The organism is Thalassospira sp., from assembly GCF_030690045.1.
Lineage (GTDB): Bacteria > Pseudomonadota > Alphaproteobacteria > Rhodospirillales > Thalassospiraceae > Thalassospira.
In genome coordinates this window covers 80965-101900 of sequence record NZ_JAUYHK010000001.1, presented here as the reverse complement: position 1 = coordinate 101900, position 20936 = coordinate 80965, and the positions used below count along the sequence as shown (strand labels likewise).

General features: G+C 55.4%; 19 protein-coding genes and 1 tRNA gene. 8 read left to right on the top strand and 12 right to left on the bottom strand.

Annotation, left to right across the window (positions count from 1 at the left end; translation table 11 throughout):
- Positions 1–5: 5 nt before the first annotated feature.
- Positions 6–851: a tRNA glutamyl-Q(34) synthetase GluQRS gene (gene gluQRS, locus Q8O73_RS00445; RefSeq protein WP_305553214.1), complete on the top strand. Its 846-nt coding sequence runs from the start codon at positions 6–8 to the stop codon at positions 849–851.
- Here gluQRS and Q8O73_RS00440 read toward each other — a convergent pair.
- On the bottom strand, positions 842–1759 hold the full coding sequence (locus Q8O73_RS00440) for a LysR family transcriptional regulator (protein ID WP_305553211.1): 918 nt from the start codon (positions 1757–1759) through the stop codon (positions 842–844). The genes gluQRS and Q8O73_RS00440 overlap by 10 nt on opposite strands.
- Positions 1760–1863: 104 nt before the next feature.
- Between Q8O73_RS00440 and Q8O73_RS00435 the strand changes: the two genes are divergently transcribed.
- Positions 1864–2463, top strand: a complete 600-nt coding sequence (locus Q8O73_RS00435; protein ID WP_305553208.1) for a short chain dehydrogenase — start codon at positions 1864–1866, stop codon at positions 2461–2463.
- A 74-nt stretch (positions 2464–2537) separates the two neighbouring features.
- On the opposite strand, the gene Q8O73_RS00430 is transcribed toward Q8O73_RS00435, so the two are convergent.
- On the bottom strand, positions 2538–2726 hold the full coding sequence (locus Q8O73_RS00430; protein WP_305553205.1) for a hypothetical protein: 189 nt from the start codon (positions 2724–2726) through the stop codon (positions 2538–2540).
- Between the two features lie 304 nt (positions 2727–3030).
- On the opposite strand from Q8O73_RS00430, the gene rpmB reads away from it, so the two are divergent.
- Together rpmB and Q8O73_RS00420 are read left to right on the top strand one after the other, a co-directional pair.
- Positions 3031–3327 carry a 50S ribosomal protein L28 gene (gene rpmB, locus Q8O73_RS00425; protein ID WP_305553202.1) on the top strand — a complete coding sequence of 99 codons (297 nt, stop codon included), beginning with the start codon at positions 3031–3033 and terminating at the stop codon, positions 3325–3327.
- Between the two features lie 314 nt (positions 3328–3641).
- Positions 3642–4208 (top strand): HNH endonuclease, encoded by a 567-nt coding sequence (locus Q8O73_RS00420; RefSeq protein WP_305553199.1) that lies wholly within the window; start codon positions 3642–3644, stop codon positions 4206–4208.
- Positions 4209–4281: 73 nt separating this feature from the next.
- Here Q8O73_RS00420 and Q8O73_RS00415 read toward each other — a convergent pair whose 3' ends face one another.
- The 4 genes from Q8O73_RS00415 to Q8O73_RS00400 form a co-directional block, all read right to left on the bottom strand.
- The gene (locus Q8O73_RS00415) at positions 4282–6471 is read right to left on the bottom strand and encodes a TonB-dependent siderophore receptor (protein WP_305553196.1); all 2190 of its coding nucleotides are present in this window, start codon (positions 6469–6471) and stop codon (positions 4282–4284) included.
- A 143-nt stretch (positions 6472–6614) separates the two neighbouring features.
- Positions 6615–7499 carry an AraC family transcriptional regulator gene (locus Q8O73_RS00410; RefSeq protein WP_305553193.1) on the bottom strand — a complete coding sequence of 295 codons (885 nt, stop codon included), beginning with the start codon at positions 7497–7499 and terminating at the stop codon, positions 6615–6617.
- 249 nt (positions 7500–7748) lie between these two features.
- Entirely contained in the window at positions 7749–8282 is a 534-nt protein-coding gene (locus tag Q8O73_RS00405) for a disulfide bond formation protein B (protein ID WP_305553190.1), read from the bottom strand.
- 46 nt (positions 8283–8328) lie between these two features.
- Complete coding sequence (locus tag Q8O73_RS00400) at positions 8329–8910, bottom strand: YqaA family protein (protein ID WP_305553187.1); 582 nt, start codon at positions 8908–8910, stop codon at positions 8329–8331.
- Between the two features lie 205 nt (positions 8911–9115).
- On the opposite strand from Q8O73_RS00400, the gene Q8O73_RS00395 reads away from it, so the two are divergent.
- Positions 9116–9201 (top strand) — tRNA-Leu (locus Q8O73_RS00395).
- A 77-nt stretch (positions 9202–9278) separates the two neighbouring features.
- Here the strand turns inward: Q8O73_RS00395 and Q8O73_RS00390 are convergent.
- The 4 genes from Q8O73_RS00390 to Q8O73_RS00375 form a co-directional block, all read right to left on the bottom strand.
- Positions 9279–10253: a lytic transglycosylase domain-containing protein gene (locus Q8O73_RS00390; RefSeq protein ID WP_305553184.1), complete on the bottom strand. Its 975-nt coding sequence runs from the start codon at positions 10251–10253 to the stop codon at positions 9279–9281.
- 99 nt (positions 10254–10352) lie between these two features.
- Positions 10353–11507: an iron-containing alcohol dehydrogenase gene (locus Q8O73_RS00385; protein WP_305553181.1), complete on the bottom strand. Its 1155-nt coding sequence runs from the start codon at positions 11505–11507 to the stop codon at positions 10353–10355.
- Between the two features lie 163 nt (positions 11508–11670).
- Positions 11671–12912 carry a saccharopine dehydrogenase family protein gene (locus Q8O73_RS00380; protein ID WP_305553178.1) on the bottom strand — a complete coding sequence of 414 codons (1242 nt, stop codon included), beginning with the start codon at positions 12910–12912 and terminating at the stop codon, positions 11671–11673.
- Positions 12913–12961: 49 nt separating this feature from the next.
- Positions 12962–14059 (bottom strand): carboxynorspermidine decarboxylase, encoded by a 1098-nt coding sequence (locus Q8O73_RS00375; protein ID WP_305553175.1) that lies wholly within the window; start codon positions 14057–14059, stop codon positions 12962–12964.
- A gap of 1730 nt (positions 14060–15789) precedes the next feature.
- Here Q8O73_RS00375 and Q8O73_RS00370 point away from each other — a divergent pair.
- The gene (locus Q8O73_RS00370; protein WP_305553172.1) at positions 15790–16284 is read left to right on the top strand and encodes a VOC family protein; all 495 of its coding nucleotides are present in this window, start codon (positions 15790–15792) and stop codon (positions 16282–16284) included.
- A gap of 92 nt (positions 16285–16376) precedes the next feature.
- Complete coding sequence (locus Q8O73_RS00365; RefSeq protein ID WP_305553169.1) at positions 16377–17183, top strand: HNH endonuclease; 807 nt, start codon at positions 16377–16379, stop codon at positions 17181–17183.
- A gap of 429 nt (positions 17184–17612) precedes the next feature.
- Here Q8O73_RS00365 and ada read toward each other — a convergent pair whose 3' ends face one another.
- The gene (gene ada, locus Q8O73_RS00360) at positions 17613–18698 is read right to left on the bottom strand and encodes a bifunctional DNA-binding transcriptional regulator/O6-methylguanine-DNA methyltransferase Ada (RefSeq protein WP_305553166.1); all 1086 of its coding nucleotides are present in this window, start codon (positions 18696–18698) and stop codon (positions 17613–17615) included.
- A gap of 278 nt (positions 18699–18976) precedes the next feature.
- Here ada and Q8O73_RS00355 point away from each other — a divergent pair, with 278 nt between their 5' ends.
- Entirely contained in the window at positions 18977–19726 is a 750-nt protein-coding gene (locus Q8O73_RS00355) for an SDR family oxidoreductase (protein WP_305553163.1), read from the top strand.
- An 88-nt stretch (positions 19727–19814) separates the two neighbouring features.
- Here Q8O73_RS00355 and Q8O73_RS00350 read toward each other — a convergent pair whose 3' ends face one another.
- Positions 19815–20846: a LacI family DNA-binding transcriptional regulator gene (locus tag Q8O73_RS00350; protein ID WP_305553160.1), complete on the bottom strand. Its 1032-nt coding sequence runs from the start codon at positions 20844–20846 to the stop codon at positions 19815–19817.
- Positions 20847–20936: the final 90 nt, after the last annotated feature.

The window sequence follows — 20936 nt, the reverse complement described above, 5'->3', positions numbered from 1 at the left end:
TTGGCATGACGGCATCCACCATCACCCGTTTCGCGCCCAGCCCGACCGGTTATTTACATCTGGGCCATGCGGCGTCTGCTTTGTTTGCCGTCCGAAATGCCGGGCCGGATGGGCGATTTTTGCTGCGGATTGAGGATATCGATCAGACTCGCTGCCGCCCGGAATATGTTGCGGCAATATACGAAGACCTTGCGTGGCTGGGTTTGCGCTGGAAAACGCCGGTGCGGGAACAATCGCACCATATGGCAGATTATCAGGCGGTACAGGATCGTCTGTACGAAATGGGGTTGCTATATCCGTGCTTTTGCACGCGCAAGGATATCCAGGCCGAAATTAACCGTATCGGCAATGCCCCGCACGGCCCGGATGGTGCACTTTATCCAGGCACCTGTCGTCATATCGGCGCGACAGAGCGTGCGGACCGCATCGCGGCGGGGGAAAGCTATGCCCTGCGGCTGAATATGGCGGACGCCTGTCGTTATGTTGCCGGTCCGTTATTCTGGCAAGATCGGGTTGCGGGCAAACAGATAGCCATCCCGGAAATCTTTGGCGATGTCGTGCTGGCACGCAAGGATACACCGACCAGTTATCATCTGTCGGTTACCCATGATGATCATCTACAGGGCATATCATTGGTAACACGCGGCGAAGATTTGTTCTTCGCCAGCCATTTGCATCGCCTGTTGCAGGAGTTGCTGGGGTATGACGTGCCCGACTATCACCATCACCGCCTTTTGACCGGGCCGGACGGCAAACGTTATGCCAAGCGTGATCAGTCAAAAACATTGCGGGCAATACGGGCAGAAGGCATTGCGGTGGCCGATGTGATGAGACAGGCTTCTCAGGTCTGACGGGTTTCCAGCAAATCAGGCCGGGCGTAAAACCAGTCGCGGATGAAATCGATCAGAAGGCGGTTTTTGACCGGTAGGCTGCCCTGAAACGGATAGACCAGATAAATCGGACTGCGTGGGGAATGCCAGTTTTCCAGCCGGGGTGCCAGCCGCCCGGCATGAATTTCAGGCAGGGCGATATAGCGTGGCAGGCGCGCCACCCCAAGACCCGCACAGGCGGCATTGCGGATCAGCGGGTAATGATTGAGGCGCAAGGTGCCTGACACCAAAACCGATTGCGGCCCGTTGGGGGCAAAGAAAACCCATGTGTTGTCCTTGCAGTAATGAAAATTGATCATGCAATTATGGGCGGTCAGATCTTGCGGGACCATGACCGGCGCATGGTTTTGCCAATAATCCGGGCTGGCGCAAACCAGTTCGGATAATTCACCCAACGGAAGAGCCACCTGATCGGGGTCGCTGGTCAATCCGGCGCGGATCGCGATATCAAGCCCGGATGATTTCAGATCGCGATAGCGGTTTTCCAGTTCCAGTTCGACCGTGATGCGCGGATGCAGATTTTGAAAACCGGTGATGATGTCATGCAGGAATATTTCGCCAAACGATACCGGTACGGTCAGGCGCACCGTACCTGCCGGGGTGCCGCGCAAGGCAGCGACAGCCTCGAATGCGTCATGGGCATTGCGGGTGATCTGTCGGCAATAGGGCAAAAAGGCAGCGCCGGTTTCGGTCAGTTCCTGTTTGCGGGTGGATCGAAACAGCAATTGCGCACCCAAAACCGTTTCCAGACGCCGGATCTGCTGACTGATCAGGCCTTTGGATACGCCGGTTGCCCGGGCTGCGGCGGTAAAGCCGCCATGATCGATCACGGCGGCAAAGCTGCGCATTTCGACAAGATATTCTTTCATTGTTTATCACATTAAACAAAGTGTTTGGATAATGCCAGATTATCGTGCCGAAGGTTTCATGTCAGGTTGTGTCCATCGCAAGTTTTTATAGATGGAGGCACAGGATGAAAATTTTACTAGTCGGGGCTTCGGGCATTATCGGGCGGGCTGTGGCGACCGAACTGGGCGCACGGCACGATATCATTACCGCTGCGCGAACAAGTGGCGATATTCAGATTGATGTCACGGATATCAACAGCATTCGCTCGGCCTATGCAAAGGCAGGTCGGGTTGATGCGGTGGTATCTACCCTTGGAAAGGTGCATTTTGGTGATTTCGCGGAAATGGATGATACCAAATACCGCATCGGCATTGATGACAAGCTGATGGGGCAGGTCAATCTGGTGCTGGTCGGGCGCGATTATGTCGCCGATCCGGCATCCTTTACCCTGACCACCGGGATTCTCAGCAAGGACCCGATCCGTTATGGCAGTTCTGCCTCGATGGTTAATGGGGCGCTGGAATCCTTTGCCCGTGCGGCGGCGATTGAAATGAAACCGGGGCAGCGGATCAATGTCGTCAGCCCCGGTGTGATCCTTGAGGCGATGGAAGGTTATGGCCCTTATTTCCGGGGTCATGACCCGGTGCCTGCCGCCCGTGCAGCTCTTGGCTATGCCAAATCGGTCGAGGGGCTGCAAACCGGTCAGGTGTTTGAGATTTTTTGAGGAATACCTCAAAAAAAACGGCCTGTCGCAAGGATATTGCGGCAGGCCGTTGATCTGATAGCAGGGCCGTATTTTTAGCGACTGAAATCAAACATGATCAAAAAGGCGACCGGCACCAGCGCCAGTGCGACATAAAGCCAGATTGAGGCGAATGGCACGCCGAAATGGCCAAGCACATAACCGGCGAGATACAGAACCAAGCCGATAACGGCGACCAGCAGAATGCCCAGCAATGGCAGGGCGACTTTAATATCGGTTTTCATGGTGCGCGGTGCTCCCCAAGGCGCTTGTCGATAAGGGGCATGCCCCTGAATTCGCACATATCCTAACACTGAAAGGGGCAGGGGGTTTTGACAAGGATCAATATTGGGGCTATGGCGTTCGGGCTTGCCGGGGAAGCTTGGTGGGTTTTGGCGGCCGTTGGGTGAAAAGATCCCTTTTCTGCGGTAAATTGATGCAAGAAGGCTTGACGCCTTATCTGCGACAGGCTAATAACCCCGCTCCAAGCGCGGGCCTGCATGTCAGGCCAAGCGTCATTTGCAAATTTCCAGACCAGGAGATCAGGTCATGGCACGTCGCTGCCCGGTATCCGGCAAAGGCGTTTTGGTCGGCATGAATGTGAGCCACGCTCACAACCGTACCAAACGTCGTTTTCTTCCGAACTTGCAGCCGACTTCGCTGCTGAGCGAAGCCCTTGGCCGTTCGGTGCGTCTGCGTCTGACCACCAATGCCGTCCGCACCATTGAAAAACGTGGTGGTCTGGATGCGTATCTGCTCGGTACGGCTTCTACCAAGTTGCCGCTCGAGCTGGTGAAGATCAAACGCCAGATCGTTACTGCTGCTGAGGCGAAGGCCGCTGCCTGATTAGCAGTCCTTCCTTTCAGAAGAATTCTACGAAGGTCCGCCACAAGCGGGCCTTTCGTTTGTCTGGACGCCGGATTTGTCCGGATCGGGTGGGACTCGCAAATGCCGGTCATGTTGCCGGATTGCAAACTCTTTGCGACTCGGCATAACAGGGCCTTTGCGCTTTTGCAAAAATACCCTATACTCAGTTCCATCAGTGGTTTAAGTGGCCGTGTCGCCTTATCTTGCGAATCGTCATTTTATCTTCATCAACGGCGATTGGCAAAACTGCTAAACAGACAGTGCGACTCGGTTAACACGGTGGAGCGGATGATATGTATATATCACCCAATGCGTGTCCGGCACTTGTCCTTAACGCCGATTTCAGGCCGTTAAGCTATTTCCCGCTGTCTTTGTGGTCCTGGCAGGATACGCTAAAGGCAGTGTTTCTCGACCGTGTCGATGTCCTGTCGGAATATGACCGCGAGGTTCATTCCCCCTCCTTTACCATGAAACTGCCCAGCGTGATCTCGCTTCGGGAATATGTCACACCCAAAAGCAGCCCGGCATTCACCCGGTTCAATGTCTTTTTGCGCGACCGGTTTAGTTGCCAATATTGCAATGATCGCCTGCCGACCAGTGAACTGACCTTTGATCATGTGGTGCCCCGGTCGCGGGGCGGGCGCACCAACTGGACCAATATCGTGACGGCTTGTGCCGATTGCAATCTGCACAAGGGCAGCCGTTCGGTGCGGGAATCAGGCCTGAGGCTGCACAGGCAACCCGAACAGCCGACCATGCACGAGTTGCTGCGCAACGGACGCTCCTTCCCGCCAAACTATCTTCATGAAAGTTGGCGGGATTTTTTATATTGGGATACCGAACTGGATTCCGATTTTTGATCACACGATACGCACTAAAAAAAGGCCGACGGAGCAATGCTTCGTTGGCCTTTTGTAAGGTCTGATGTAAGGATCAGAAATCGGCAGTCAGGGCCAGTTTCACCGTCAGCGGTGCGCCAGCTGTGATATATCCGATCGAGTTGCCCGCCGTTTCCCAATAATCATTGTTGGTCAGATTTTCGATATTGGCACGCAGTGTCACAGGATAATTGTGAACTTCGGTGACATAGCGTGCGCTGACATCCAGCCTGGTCCATGACGGTATTGAGGCCGTATTGCTGGCGGTAACATATTGTGAAGCCGTATGGATAATGCGACCCCCGATTGTTACCCCGTCAAGGAAGGGGAGGTCATATTCCGCACCGAGTGTCAGTTGATAATCCGGAACGCCAGGTGCGGTGTTCCCGTCATTGGTGCCGTCCTCTGTTTTGACAAGTTCGGCATCAATGAATGTGATGCCGCCCAGAATACGTGTGCCTGTGACCGGCTCACCATAGGCTGTCAGTTCAATGCCGCGATTTCGCTGTTCGCCATCGGTGGTAAAGACATTGCTGCTGTTTTCATAGGCAGAAGGTTTTTCGGCCTCAAACAACGCAATACCCGCGCCAAAGGTGCCGAAATCAAGTTTCGCGCCGATTTCATATTGTTTGGTCTTGTAGGGGGCGAGAGTTTCTCCCCGGTTGGTTGCTGTGGCGGAAGTAACGGTTTGGCCCTGTGACAGGCCTTCGATATAATTGCCATAGACAGACAAATCGTCGGTGACATTGCCGATCACGCCAACCATTGGCGAATTTGCGGATGAATCATAGGCCGAGCTTTTTGCGCCTGTCGTAAGGTCATAGTTTCTAACCTTGACATTCTGGCGGCGGATGCCGCCGGTCAGGTGGATTTTGTCTTCAAGGAAGGTCAGGGTATCGGCAAGGAAATAGCTGCTGAGGATATTGGTCGAGCTCAGTTTGGGGTCGCCCGGATCGCCAAAAGCGATGCCGGTCGGGCCCGAATTATAGATATTGCCGCTTTCGCCGGTCAGGGAAGCCCAGTTCTGGTGTACTTCCTGCCACATCCCGGTGGTTCCGGTATTGACTTCGTGTTTGACCGGACCGGTTTCAAATGTTTGCCGGATACCCAGCGTCCCGGTAACGTCGTCACGCTGATACACGTTCGCAAAGTTCCCAAAATCAGCGGAACCGTCAGAACCGCTCAGCGTTGCAGACGCATAGTTGTTGATTTCATCAGAATTATGACCGCCGATGGCTGTGTATACCATAGTGCTATCTGTCACATCATATTCAAGCCGGATCTGCGCAAACTTGTCTTCAAGGTCGCTATAGGTGCCTGCTGCGGCAAAATTGTGGGATCCTGATGGGGCACCGGGCAATGATGTTACCGTCCCCACTGATACGGTTGGGCGTCCGTTTTCGACACGCAGCTGGTTGATACCTGCATCAAAGGTCATGCGTGCATTGTCACCGCGAAAATCAAGGGCCAGTGCCGCCAGCTTCGTTTCGCGGTCTTCATCCTCGATTGCGCCTTCCCCGTCGCGATACATCAGGTTGGTTCTGACGCCGAACTGGTTGTCATTTCCAAACCGTCGCCCTGCATCAAGATGCCCGCCAAACTGGCCCGTGGAGCCATAGGTGCCGGTCACACTGGTCAGCGGGTCGTCCGTCGCGCGTTTGGGCACAAGATTGATGCTGCCGCCAAGTCCACCCGAACCGGGAGCCATACCGTTCACAAATGCGGAGGCTCCCTTGAGGACTTCGACGCGATCAAACATTTCTATGGCCACCGATTGACGCGGTGCTGTACCGTAAAGTCCGTCAATGGACACTTCGTCGGAAGTCAAATCGAAGCCGCGGATCGTAAAGCGGTTGGCAAAGTTGCCAAAACCCGATGTGTTGACGACAGATGGATCATTATCCATGACATCGGAAATATCTTGCGCCTGCTGATTTTTGATCAGTTCTTCGGTGTAGCTGGTGGTGGAAAACGGTGTATCCAAGATATCGCGGTTGCCAAGGGCACCAACCCTGCCACCTGTTGCAACCTGACCGCCAGCATAGACGGGTGGCGTCGGGTCACCTGCTCCGGACTCTGCGCTGTCCTCAATAACAACGGCCTCCGTCTGTGTTTCAGTCGCGTTCTCGACCGTTTCGGCCTCGGTTGCGGTTTGTGCCCATGCATAGGTTGGTACTGCGATGGCAAGGATGCTTGCCGTGCCGAGTAAAAGATATCTCGACGATTTGTGGTTTCTGAAACGCATTTGGGGGTTCCTGTATCGGTTGTCGTGCCGGACGACCTTTGCGATTTCGCGATCATCCCTGAACTCGACACATCCGATAACACGCAGGCGAAACCGGAATATTGAAGCATCTTTCGCTGTATTGAACGGATTTTGGATTAATTTCAGGCTGCGCGTTCGCGGCGCCATGCGCCTGGGGTTGTGCCGACAATCTGGCGGAAAACCCGTGTTAAATGGGCTTGATCGGCAAAGCCAGCATGGATGGCAACACTGGCCAGCGGCATGTCGCTGTTGGCCAGTTGTGCCTTGACCGTATCAATCCGGGCTTTCATTTGCCATTTATGCGGGGGCATACCGGTGGATGCCCGAAAGGCAGAACAGAAATAAGTCTGGGACAGACCGGTCAGTTGTGCCAGTTCGTCCAGACGAATGGTACGGGCGCAGTTTTGCGTGATGTAATCGACCGATTTGCGTAATTGATAGGGAGCCAGTTGCCCGCGCGATGGCGTTGTTTCCGGTTGCGGGCCAAGCAGGGCGGCAATCATGGCTGTGATCAGGCTTTCGCCATACAATGCATTGGTGTTGTCGGGATTGCGGCATTCATCGGCAATCAGCCGGGCCAATGTCATCAGGCGCGGATCGGTAAAACAAATGCGCGGTGTTTCCAGTGCTTGCCGGTCAATGTCATAGGCGCAATGTTCGACAATCCGTCGGACATCCAGATGAATGTCAAGATGCGTCAGTTCGCAGGCATCGCTGGTGTGTGATGACAGGGGCATACCAGCCGGAACATAAAACAGATTGCCGTTCGGGTTGCTGTCCTGTGATTGGTCGTGATCCGCACTGTGGGATACCTGAAATTCACCTGCGCCGGATTTCGCCAGTATCGCCACCAGTCTTGGCGCATGCGATACGTAGGACCCCGATGTGTGCCGGGCGCAGGACACATGCCAAAGATCGGTAATGGCTGAATTCCAGCGTTTATAACGCAAATTATCCAGTAACGTGACGCCTTCGACCCGGCTGGTCATGTGGGGGTGGAATGTCATTGTCGGCACTCCTGCGCAATCCTGTTCTATCTGGCCCGGTTGCCATAAATCGGCTGTTGCGTGCCACTGCCTTTGGTTTTGTTTTGCAATGCGGGACTATAGCGCAGAATGATATGCAAACAAGAGTTATTATCATTATCAACGGAAATGAATATTGTAGCAGCGAGATCAGAGAGCTTATGCGCATGTCAAACGACCCGCCCGACAGAATGCCGGGCGGGTCGTTTGATTATTTTCGACAAGGATGTTTCAGAAATGTCTGGAAACTGTTGCGGGCGTTTGCATCCAGCGATTGGGTGCGATAAAGCACAGGGTGGCCAGCAGCAGCGAAAACCCGACATTGATCATCGGCATCGTCACGCCAAACAGGGCCCAGTCTATTTTGTCGCAGCGAATGATCGGTTGCGCCATCAATTGCGCCTGTAGCGTCTCGATTGATGTTGCACCGCTGGCAACGCCGCCGCACATTGCCGGACCTTCCCACCATAAATACTGAACGCCGACATGATAAAAGGCGATGACCGCCCCGGCCAGAAACAAGGCCCCACACAGATAAACCAGCATGCGGGCCGCACCGGGGATGCGGAGCACCAACAGGGCAATAATGGCAATGCCACCGGCCGCGTAAAATGGCACGCGTTGATACAGGCACAGGACGCAGGGCATCAGTTTTTGGACATATTGCGCATAAAAGGCAAAACCGATGCTGCTTGCGGATGCCAGCAGAATGGCAATTGGGGGCAGGGCAGGAAGATAACGGCGGCGAAAAAACGTGGCAAGCATGGTCATATTCCGTGTGTGTTAGCGCAAACCGGTCAGGCCAGAAGTTTCAGGGCAGAAATTTAAGGGCAATGAACCCGCCGACAAGAGCCACGATAAATACGGTAAAAACAAGGCCCAGTCGCCGTTCGATAAATTCCTGGACCGGCGGGCCGAATTTCCAGATCAATCCGGCGACAACAAAAAAGCGCAAGCCGCGTGCCAGCACCGAGGCAATGGTGAAAACCCCGACATCAAGGGCGGTTACGCCCGACAGGATGGTGATGACCTTATAGGGAAAGGGTGTCACCCCGGCGATAAACACCGCCCATGCGCCCCATTCATTATAATAGGTGGCAAAATCGCCGAATTTCGCGGCATAGCCATACAGTTCCAGTACCGGCTTGCCGATGCTTTCAAACAGGAAAAAGCCGATCCCGTATCCGGCCATACCGCCCAGAACCGACCCGATCATGCAAATCAGGGCATAGCGCCACGCCTTGTCTCGGGCGGCAAGTACCATCGGGATCAGCAAAACATCCGGCGGGATCGGGAAAACCGAACTTTCAATAAAGGCGACAATAAACAGGGCAGGCGCCGCATGACGATGGGCGGCAAGACGAAGAGTCCAGTCATACAGGCTGCGTAACACGAAACCGACCTTTGGCTGAATGGGCAGGAAAGCTAACCGGCCTGTTGGCCGCAAAACGGGATGATCTAACCGCTTTTGCCCTGTTGCTGCAATGCCGTTGTCACCGGGCGGCAGAATGTGAAATTTTTGTATAAAGCCCCATTGACCCAGAAATTTTTGCAGCTATTATCCGCCCCGACGATGACAGGCGATTATTCGCTGGTGCGCCCCTGTGGCGGAATTGGTAGACGCGGCAGACTCAAAATCTGTTTCACTATGTGAGTGGGAGTTCGATTCTCCCCGGGGGCACCATCGTTCTTTCCGCAAAATAATATGATGACATGATACCCGGTGTTATGGCTCCGGGTTTTGTCGTGCCTTTTCCGTGCCTAAATGTCACTGACCCGGATGCAGGCGCCGCCCTGTGCGACCAGCGTGTCGCAGACATAGGTGGCCTCGTCTTCGGACAGGCCGACCAGTTGCGAGCGATACAGTTCACCCGATGATGTTGAGACTTTCCACATCTTGAATTCGGCGGTTTGCAAGACATGCAGGACCATTTCACGCGCCCGTTCTGCCGCACGGCGGCTGCCATCGGGTGAACTGAACGCCCCGACCTGAACACCCCATGTACGGGAGGCGGAAGACGTGGGGGCAGGCAGGCTTGCCGTTTGTGTCGGCTGCGGTCTGGTCAGGATCGGGGCCGCGGTTGTGGCCGGTGTCGGAGCCGGAAGCGGTGTGGCGCTGATGGTGGCCGCAGGGGGCGGTGTGCGTGATGGTGCCGTCGTTTGGGGCATTGCGGCGGCGACCACGGTGGTTTGTGGTTGGCCGGTGGCCTGCGCGATCAGGGTTTGACCCTTGATCAGATAATTTTGCGTTTCAAGCGGCAGGGAGCGTTCGCCAGCCAGATAGGAACCATAACATCCCGGCCCGCAATTATAGGCAGCCAGAAAACCCGGATAACCATAAATGTCGTGCATTTCGCGGATATAGGCTGTTCCGGCCAGAATATTGGCGCGGGGATCATGCGGGTCATTGCCCAGATTATGCTTGCGGCTGAGTTCGCGGAAGGTCGGGGGCATGACCTGCATCAGGCCCATCGCGCCGGAGCGGCTGGTGATCGGGCGGCCATTCATCATGGTACGCCCGCCACTTTCAATCGTCATGACCGAGCGGATATAGGTTTCGGGCACGTTAAAGCGCAGCGATGCCTCGCGGATATGATGTGACCACTGATCGGTGCCGGAGGTGGACATAACCGGGCTTTGTTGCGGTGCCGGGGCAACGAGCCGGGGCGATGACGAACATGCGGCCAGTAACATCAATGTCACCGTGCTGAAAACGATGTTTCTGAACTGGCGCATGTTGAAAATTCCGAACCCCGTTGTTTCTGGACTGTCCCGGGGTCGATTCTAAACCGTTTTCGTCAATAAAAAGCAAACGCGGCAGGGGGATGTGCAAATTCAAAGAATGCGGGCATAAATGGCGCGTGCATCGTCAAATGTCATGTCCCGTGGATTGTTGATCAACAGTCGTTCAACCTTCATGGCGTCGGTTGCCAGACGGTCCAGATCGTCCTTCGTTACGCCCACATCGCGCAACCGGTGCGCAAAGGGCATGCGGGTGGTCAGATCGGCGATAAAGGCGATAAACCGGTCACAGGCCGTCACATCATCGACCGCGGCAAGATCGGGCAAGAGGGCGCGACCCAATTCGCCATAAAGTGTTTGGGCGGCATCCCGGTTGAATTTCAAAACCTCGACCATGACAAGGGCATTGCTTAGCCCGTGGGGGACATGAAAATGCCCGCCCAGCGGATAGGCCAGTGCATGTATTGCGGCCACCGGCGCGTTGGCAAAGGCCATGCCCGCCATCATTGATCCCTGCAACATCGCCTCGCGGGCGTTGCGTCCGGGGTTGGCCGAAACCGCATCGTCAATATGGCGGGTCATCAATTGCAGGGCGCGAATCGCAAGGCCGTCCGACAGAACGTTCTTCTTGTGTTTTGTCGTATAGGCCTCGATCGCATGGACCATTGCATCAATCCCGGTCATCGCCGTGATCGGAGCGGGCAGGCCCATGGTCAGGCTGGCATCAAGCAGGGCAATATCGGGATATAGCAGCGAGGATACCACGCCCTTTTTTTCATGGGTGGGCGTGGTGACAATCGAAATCGGGGTGACTTCGGACCCGGTGCCTGCGGTGGTTGGTACCTGTATCAGGGCAAGGCGCGGCCCGTGCGCAAGGCCAATTCCATAAATATCGGCAAGGTTTTGCGGGCATCCGGCCAGCAGGGCAACCAGTTTGGCGGTATCCATCGAACTGCCACCCCCCAGCCCGATGATCATATCGGCCCCGAATGTGCGGGCATCTGCGACAGCAGAAAGAATGCCGGTTTCCGGTGGGTCGGCCTGAACCTGTGCCCACAGCAAACAGTCGATTCCGGCCTGTTTCAAGGCGGCCAGCGGGGCGTCAATCACCCCGGCCTTTACCAGCCCCGGATCGCTGATGATCATGGCGCGGTGTTTGCCGGTTTCGGCGCACAGATCGCCCAGTTTCAGGGCCCCTTCAAATGCACAGATCACGCGTGGTGTGGTTTCAAAGACAAAATCGGACATGGGGCCTCCCTGTATGTCGCCCTGTTGCCACCGGCTTTATTTCGCCGGATTATTGATATTGTCGATACACCGAACGTCCCGATTGCACCAGCTTTGGCACAAAACACCCCAAACAAAAACGGCGGGCCAAAGCCCGCCGCAAATGTGACTGATCCCGGATGGATCAGGAAAAATCAAGGGCCCGGTCGCCATTGGCATCTTTGATCCGGGTCGGGAGACCCATTTTGTTCAGAAGATCAAGGAACGGTTTGGGCGGCAATTCTTCGACATTGGCCATTTTTTTGACATCCCATGCGCCATTGGCAATCAGGAGGGCCGCGGCCACCGGCGGCACGCCTGCGGTATAGGAAATGCCCTGGCTGCCGACTTCTTCATAGGCTTCCTTGTGATCGGCGATGTTATAGATGAACACCTCGGCTTCCTTGCCGTCCTTTGTGCCCTTGACGATATCGCCAATGCAGGTCTTGCCGGTATAATCGGGGGCCAGCGAGGATGGATCGGGCAGCACGGCCTTGACCAGTTTCAGCGGCACAACTTCCAACCCTTCGGCGGTTGTTACCGGTTTTTCCGACAGCAGGCCCAGATTGTTCAGGACCGTAAAGACATTGATGTAATGATCGCCAAAGCCCATCCAGAAACGGACATTGGGCACATCAAGGTTTTGCGAGAGGGAATGAACCTCGTCATGGCCGGTCATGAAGGTCTGGCTGGGGCCGACAACCGGCAAATCCCAGACCTTTTTGACTTCAAACATCTTGTTGGTCTGCCAGGCATTGTCCTGCCAGGAATAGACCTGCCCGGTGAATTCGCGGAAATTGATTTCCGGGTCGAAATTGGTTGAAAAATAGCGGCCGTGGCTGCCGGCATTGATGTCGATGATGTCAATCGAATCGATTTTATCGACATATTCATCGCGGGCAAGGGCGGCATAGGCATTGACCACACCTGGATCAAATCCGATGCCCAGAATGGCCGTGATGCCGTTTTTCGCGCATTCTTCGCGGCGTTTCCATTCGTAATTGGCATACCATGGCGGCGTTTCGCAGATTTTGTCCTGTTCTTCGTGAATGGCGGTATCGAGATAGGCCGCGCCGGTGGCGATACAGGCAGACAGCACCGGCATATTGATAAAGGGCGATCCGACATTGATAACGATCTGGCAGCCGGTGGATATGATCAGCGCCTTGGTCGCGTCGATATCGGTGGCGTCAAGGGCATGGGCCGTAAATACGCCATCGGTTTTCAGGTTTTTTTTCTCATAGACCGAGTCAATGATCTGGCGGCATTTTTCGATGGTCCGCGAGGCGATATGCAAATCGCCAAGCACGTCATTATGCTGCGCACATTTATGGGCGACGACCTGTGCAACGCCACCGGCACCAATGATCAGAACATTTTTCTTCATCTCGGGTCAAAAACCCCCTTTGTTTCAGGTAAATCCAGACAATCCTGCCTTACGACAGGGCTGCCACGAAATCGTCAAACGTGAATTCCCGCACCAGTCGTTCGGTGCCGTCCAGTTCGCGGATGGCAATTGACGGCATCCGCACGCCGTTAAACCAGTTTTTCTTGACCATGGTATAGCCCGCCGCATCGTCAATCGACAGGCGGTCGCCAATCTTGATGTCGTCCTTGAAATTGAATTCGCCAAAAACGTCACCGGCAAGGCAGGATTTGCCGCAAATCATATAGCTGTGCGGGCCGGTATTCGGCGAGATTTTGGCACTTTCGCGGTAAATCAGAAGATCCAGCATATGGGCTTCGATGGAGCTGTCCACGATGGCAAGATGTTTGCCGTTATAAAGCGTATCAAGGACGCTGACCTCAAGGCTGGTGCTTTTGGTGATCGCGGCTTCGCCCGGTTCCAGATAAACCTGAACGCCAAACCGGTCGGAAAACGCCCGCAGCCGGTCGCAGAATTGATCCAGCGGATAGCCATCGCCGGTGAAATGAATGCCGCCGCCCAGGCTGGCCCAGTCAACCTGGGACAGAAGATTGCCGAATTTTTCCTCGATCTGGCCCAGCATGTTGTCAAACAGATCGAAACTGGCATTTTCGCAGTTATTATGGATCATAAAGCCGGAAATGCGGTCGATCACGGCTTCGACCTTGCGGGCATCCCATTCGCCCAGCCGCGAAAACGGGCGGGCCGGATCGGCAAGGTCAAAGCTGGAGGTGCTGACACCGGGATTAAGCCGCAAACCGCGCGTGATATGGGCCGAGGCATCGGCAAAACGATCCAGCTGGCTGATGGAATTGAAAATGATCTTGTCGGCATGATCAATGACTTCGGCGATTTCATCATCGCCGTAAGCCACGCTGTAGGCATGGGTTTCGCCGCCAAATTTCAGCTTGCCCAGCTTGACCTCATACAGAGAGGAGGACGTCGTGCCGTCCATATAGGGGGCCATAAAATCAAAGACCGACCAGGTGGCAAAGCATTTCAGCGCCAGCAAGGCCTTTGCCCCGGATTTTTCGCGCACATAGGCGATTTTTTCCATGTTGCGCACAAGCTTTGACTTGTCGATCAGATAATAGGGCGTTTTGAGCATGTATTGATCTCTGACATATTTTACCGGCACGGACAAAAGGCACGGTAAATCGGGATGGCCCAAGGGTGTCTTGGCGGCGATCACAAACAATTCGTGCGGCACCCAATATCAGTGCTGTTATGGCGGGTCAACAGCGGGGCGGTATCGGCATGCGGTGAAAACCGGGCCGGGCGGGCGGTTTGGCCGGAAATCCGGGCCGGTTTGCGATGCCACGAGCCGCTGTTTCCATAGTGTTTCAGCGCGAATGACGTTTATCGGTTGCGGTTCTGTTAAACCTTGCGGCGGGTGTGCCGTGGGGGCGTTACAGGATGCCGATAACTTTTTTTGATTTTTGGCAAAATAGTTCTTGATTTGTTCTTTTCGCTGTGGCATAACAGAAAAGTCAAGGGGATAAATCCGCCCGGTCCGAAACCCGCAAGGCCTTGTGTCTTGCGGTTTTTTTGCGTTTGGCGGCAGGTGAAAGAGGCGATGATGATGCAGCGATATAAACACAGACAGGATGGCGGGCGGACCACCCGCAAGAGGATGACCGGCAGATGGAAAAGCCATTACGGAGGCCCTGCGCGGGTCCGCTAACCCGGCCATTTGTCAGGACGCCCGAGTTGCGTCTTGTTGGTGGCGCGTCCTGCCCGGATCGGGGCGGGAGCTATCCGGCCATGCCGGGGGTGGCAGGAGCGGGGGACGGGTCCGTTGGTGAGGCTGACGGATGCCCAAGGTGCGCCTTGTGGCTGGCCGTGCCTGCCCGGATCGTGGCGGGAGCTGTCCGGCCTTGCCGGGGGTGTTGCACGGCGGGCGGAAGCCCGAGGTTTGCCCGGTTCCCGTGGTGACGGGAAAGGCGGACCATGGCTGGATTGCGGTTTTGTCGCCACAGCCCCGAAAGCGGGGGCATGGTGCGGCGGGGCTGGTGTGAGCGGGGTGGAAGCCCGACGACGGAAGGAAGACCCAAGCCTGCATTTTCGGATGCGGCTTGTGAGGCAGACGGGGGTATGGGCGCCATATCAGGTACCCCTGATGGAGCCTCGCCAAAATCCCACGGGGGTAGTCCGTCTTGTTTGCATCGGTCCTGCCGGGTTGGCGATTCGGGGGCCGTCACAGCCGTTATCTGGCGGTTCTCCGGGGCGGAGGGGTGTGGTGCGGCAATTTTTCCGGGTGTTTTCAGGGATCACGATTGATTGCTGAAAGCGAGTCGGCGAGGCCAGATTGTTTGATTTCATTAATCGGAAGTGATCATTGAAATGACAAGGCGGAAATATACCAGATCATTGAGATCAAGGCAGGAAGACGGAACCCGTCAAAAGATCATGGATGCAGCGTTGGAGCTTTACGGTCTTTGCGGCCCGCCCCCATGAGCAAACCCGAAGGCTCAAAAAGCATGTGTATGCTTTGGCATGCGTTCGGGTATCGGTATTGGGCGGGGATTGTGATAGGCTTTAGGGTGTGGATCCATAAATATGACCGCAATGGTCGATCAGATTTGTGCGGATACGCGAAGCGAAATTGCAGGAAGATATATATCTTTCAAGATTTCGCGACAAAGTAGCCCGTGCAAATCTGACCGATCCGTAGGACACCTGATATGACCGCGAACTCCGGCGTCAAATCCCTTGACCGGGATGGCAACCCGCTCTGCGGGCTTTTCCTTGGATTTCGCGGTCATATCAGGTGCCATTACGATCATATTTATGGGTCCACACCCTAAGTCCAGACAGTGACAAGGCAAGGAGGCGCATATGCCACCCGCACCGTTTCGTGTTGATCATCTGGCCTTTCCGGCCCGCGATCTGGCCGCGACCGATGATTTTTATTCCCGTGTACTCAAGGCCCGGCTGGTCCGTGCCGAAAGCGGTTACAGCCCGGCATGGAAAAGCGATTATTTGCTGATCACCTTTGCCCTGCCCGATGGCACGCGCCTGTCTTTTTATGACTGGCCTGCCGACAGGGGGCCGTATGCCGACGATCCCGACATGCCCGAAACCGTTTTTCACATCGGTTTGTGCTGTGGTTCGGCGCAGGATGTGATTGCGTGGCAGAACCATCTGTTTACACACAAGGTGGTTTATCACAACGAAGATGACGGCACGTCGCGCCGCCTTTATATCCGCGATCCCAACGGCATCCGGTTTGAAATTTTTGCCGATGGCACCCGGCGCGAACAGGCGGTTGTCGATCAGGATGACCGCGCCCGGGCGATTTACGAACAATGGCGGCAGGCCGGGGGCGGGTAGGCGAATCTTGCGTCAGATAGCCCTTCTTTTGCTTAATAACCTTAAATCAGATTCTGAAAGTTAGTTGGTGCTTTGGTGGTGGAGGGTGGCAATTGAAAATAGAGCGTCCGCAAGAGATTCTTGAGATTCCGACTGGTGTTAGAGTTTCAAAGAGGAATCTTTATGACCTCATACAGTATTCCAAGGTTGAAAATTCAGAGTATTGGGGAGGGGAAGACTTCGCAATAGGAAATACACCTCAGCAGGGCATCAATTGGATTGGGAAATTTCCCAACATATATGGCGCAATTATCAAAGTTCGACCTGGATCGTATGATCACGATGGTTGGTTGGACCAGTATCAGAATACATATCGATACTCATTAAAGGCACGGAATTCGGTAGTTTCATTCGAGGAGACGGCAAATCGAGTCCTCATCTCTCAGCCACAGTTTTCTTATCCGATATTGCTTTTTGTTGAGGAAAAGGCTGAATGGATATTCGAAGGTAGATTTATCGTGTCAGAGATAAAAGATGTTTTCGTTGTGTTGGAGAGGCATAACGAAATCGTGTATGAAGTAGAAGAAAACAATGACATAGCCTTTATGGAAGGTGGTCGCCGACATGCAACTCACCTCCTTGTTGAGCGGAGCAAGAGTTTAACAAATCTTCTAAAATTGGTTTCAGATTCTACTTGTGATATTTGCGATAGTGATTTTTTTAACCGATATGGTGTTGCTTACATAGAAGCACATCACAAAATCCCACTATCTACATTTGAGAAATCTTATCAAGTAAGGCTAGATGATTTGGCGCCGCTTTGTCCAAGCTGCCATCGAGCAACTCATATTTATATGAGGCAGAACGGACTGGAATATGAGGAAATAAAGACGTTGCTTCGTTCAAGAATGTGCCTCTAAGTTGCAGTAAAAACAATTTTAGCCTATGGCGATTGGTTGTTGAAGCGCCGGTCCGTGACTGTATTTCCGCTCAACGAGCCCGCGTCAAAACAAAAATGAAAATGCCATATTATGGCAACTCAGTTTCAAATATCTTCAGGGTTCAATAGGGTTATCTTTTAGCTCAATAGACCAAGTGCCTACGAATGTGCGCACGAATTCATTGAGGCGGAATTGTTGATAATTCCGGATCGCATCGACAGGTGTTTTATAGGACAAGTCGGGGCAAACACCTTATGTGCCATGCCTCTCTTCACCGTCTCGAACAGTTGCTGGCGGCCCGTTTCGGGACCGCGAAGCATAAAGAAGAGATTGTGAACATGATAGAAACAGCGATGGTGATCGGGATAGATGTGTTGTGTCCCGCGACTGGCTCGATGGAAGAGGCGTTCATATCTGAGCCTCCTTCTCCAGCAGCGCACGTTTGCGTTCGACGCCCCAGCGATAGCCGGACAGCGCGCCGTCCGTTCTGACCACGCGATGACAGGGAACCGCGATGGCGATCTTGTTGGCGCCGCACGCTTGGGCGACAGCCCGCACGGCTTTAGGTTCTCCGATCCGTTCGGCGATTTCGGCGTAGCTGACCGTCTGGCCGACGGGGATTTCTCTCAATACCTGCCAGACCCTTTGCTGAAACGCGGTTCCGCGAATGTCGAGCGGCAAGTCGAGGCCAATGCCGGGGGTTTCGACAAACCCCACAACCTGGGAGACCAACTGCTCAAATACAGCATCGCCACCGACCAGACGTGCCTTCGAAAAGCGATCCTGAAGGTCGCGAGCCAACGTATCCGGATCGTCTCCCAACAGGATCGCACACACGCCTTTCTCGCTACACGCCACCAGTATGGAACCGAGCGAACATTCGGCGATGGCGAACCTGATCTCCGCGCCGACACCGCCGTTCCTGTATGCGGTCGGCGTCATGCCGAGCGTCGCGGTGGATTTTTCGTAGAAACGGCTGCTCGAATTGTATCCGGCGTCATAGATCGCCTGTGTCACCGTGCTCTGCGGATCAGTTAGCGCCGCACGGACGGTTTTCGCGCGATGGGCGGCCGCATATGCTTTCGGCGTCAGTCCCGTGATCGCCTTGAATTGGCGATGAAAATGGAATGGACTGATGCCGACAGCATCCGCCAGCGTGTCGAGTTTTGGAAGTTCCTCGGAGGTTTCGATCAGGCGACACGCCTCGCTGACGGCTGCCGCGCTTTTCCCGGAAATTGAAACGCCATTGGGGTTGCATCGTTTGCAGGCTCGAAACCCAGCCGTTTCGGCAGCCTGGCAGTCTGAAAAGAAGGCGACATTCTCTCTTTTCGGAAGTCGCGACGGACAGCCTGGCCGACAATAGATGCCGGTTGATTTCACGGCATAGAAGAACTGGCCCTCGGATGCCGTATCCCGGCGAACAACTGCATCCCAATACTGGCTTTCATCAGCGTGACCAGATGGTCTGGTGCCGTTCTGTTTGACGGGCCGCATGTCCGTTCCCTCTGAAAAATCATTGTCCTGTCTTCAAATGCACATCGCCCGGCTCTGCTCGCAACCCGATTTATGCGCGTTTATCGCGTCTCTCTAGCAGCCGGCGAGACGACCGGAACTCCGCATCTTGCTTTCAAACCCCGCCCCGAGCGACCCACCGTCAGCGGCCCTGCGCGTCGCACGGCAAGCAATGTTTTGACCGCAAGAAGCGGAGTGGTTGGCGGATCAAGCCCGAGTATATCTCTGCCATTAACGAAAATAGAAGGGATGTTCGAGATATGAATTTACTTGAAGGCAAGGTTGCGATTGTTACCGGGGCGTCTTCCGGCATCGGTCGTGCGGTTGCGCGGATGTTCGCCGAGCACGGAGCGGCAGTCGTCCTGACCGCGCGACGCCAAGCTCGGCTGGATGAAGTGGTGGACGAAATCCGCACCAAGGGAGGCCGCGCATATGCGTCCGTCGGCGACATCGGTCTCCCCGAAACCCATGAACGCGTTGTGGCGGATGCGATACGCGAATTTGGCGGCCTCGACATCGCAATCAACAATGCCGGCACAGTCGGACCGGTAAAGCCGCTTGCCGAAATCGCGCCGGAAGACTGGCACCACACGCTGACCATCAATCTGACGGCTGCATATCTGGGTGCGCGCAGCCAGATACCCGCGATGCTTGAGCGCGGCGGCGGCTCTATCGTGTTCATGTCCAGCTTCGTCGGCACCAGCGTCGGTCTTCCCGGCATGGCCGCCTATGGTGCCTCGAAAGCTGGATTGATGGGCTTGGTGAAAGGCATAGCCGCCGACTATGCCGCCCAAGGGATCAGGGCTAACGCCCTTCTGCCGGGCGGCACGGATACCGAGATGGCAGGCGACCAAAGTCAGAAGGATTGGGCGGCCGGACTCCATGCGATGAAGCGGATCGCCCAACCCGAGGAACTCGCATCTGCCGCTGTTTTCCTTGCCAGTTCCATGGCCAGCTTCGTTACCGGGTCAGCTTTGTTCGCCGATGGCGGCAACGCCGCCGTGAAGTAGCAGGCGGTTAGCCTGGAATGCGGAGACGGCGCCTCAAGGGCACGCACCACCTGCAATCGTCTCCGCTTCTCCAGACGCATTCCTGTGTTCAGTCCCGACACGGGCCGGTGCTGTTGCGGATGATCAGTTCGGTCGGGACGATGACCGGATTGGCGCGGGCGGGGGCATGGGGCAGGCTGGTATCGAGGCGTTCCAGCAGCAGGGCAATTGCCTGTTCGCCCAGACGGCGGCGCGGCTGGCGCACCGTGGTCAGGGGCGGGTCGTAATTGGCCGCCAGGTGAATATCGTCAAACCCGAAAACCGAAATATCGTCGGGCACGCGCAGCCCCATTTCCTTGGCCGCCACAATCACGCCAATCGCCATGCCGTCACTGGCGCAGAAAAAGGCGGTGGGGCGGTTTTCGGGGCGTGACAACAAGGCCCGCCCCGCCGCAATCCCCGATTCAATCGAATAGTCGCCGCCATAGATCAGGCTGGCATCGGGGGTGATCCCGGCGTCGCGCAGGGCCTGTTGATATCCGGCGATGCGGTCCGTGGTCAGGATATTTTGCGCCGGGCCGGCGACATGGGCAATGCGGCGATGGCCCAGATCCAGCAAATGCCGGGTGGCGAGAAAGGCCGCCCGTTCATTGTCAATGATCACGGTCGGCAAATCGCAGCCGGGAATGCGTTCGCAGGCAATCACCACCGGGGGCCGCTGGCCGCGTCCGGCCCGTGCCAGCGGGGCGGGCAGGGTGCCATTCAGAAGGATCATGGCATCGGCCTGATTGCTGCGCAGATAGGCGGCATAGGTTGCCTCGCGTTCCGGGTCGTTCTGGGTGTCGCCGATCAGGACATTGTACCCGGCCTTGCTGGCCCCCTGTTCGATGCCCGACAGAATCGCCGAAAAAAACGGATTGCCGATATCAGGCACCAGCAACAGGATCATGCCCGACCGGTTGAGGCGCAAATTGCGCGCCGCCACATTGGCGGTATAGCCGGTGGCGGCAATGGCCGTTTGCACCCGTTCGCGGGCCTTGGCCGACACCATTTGCGGTTTGTGCAAGGCCCGGCTGACGGTGGCAATCGATACCCCGGCCTGTTGGGCAACGTCCTCTATTGTCGCGATTTTTTCGATCATGTCTTTTCCTACTCTGACGCTACCGGGCTGTCCAGCGGCATCACGGGAAGGGATTGAGGGTGATATTGCGGCCAAAATTGAGAATGTAAA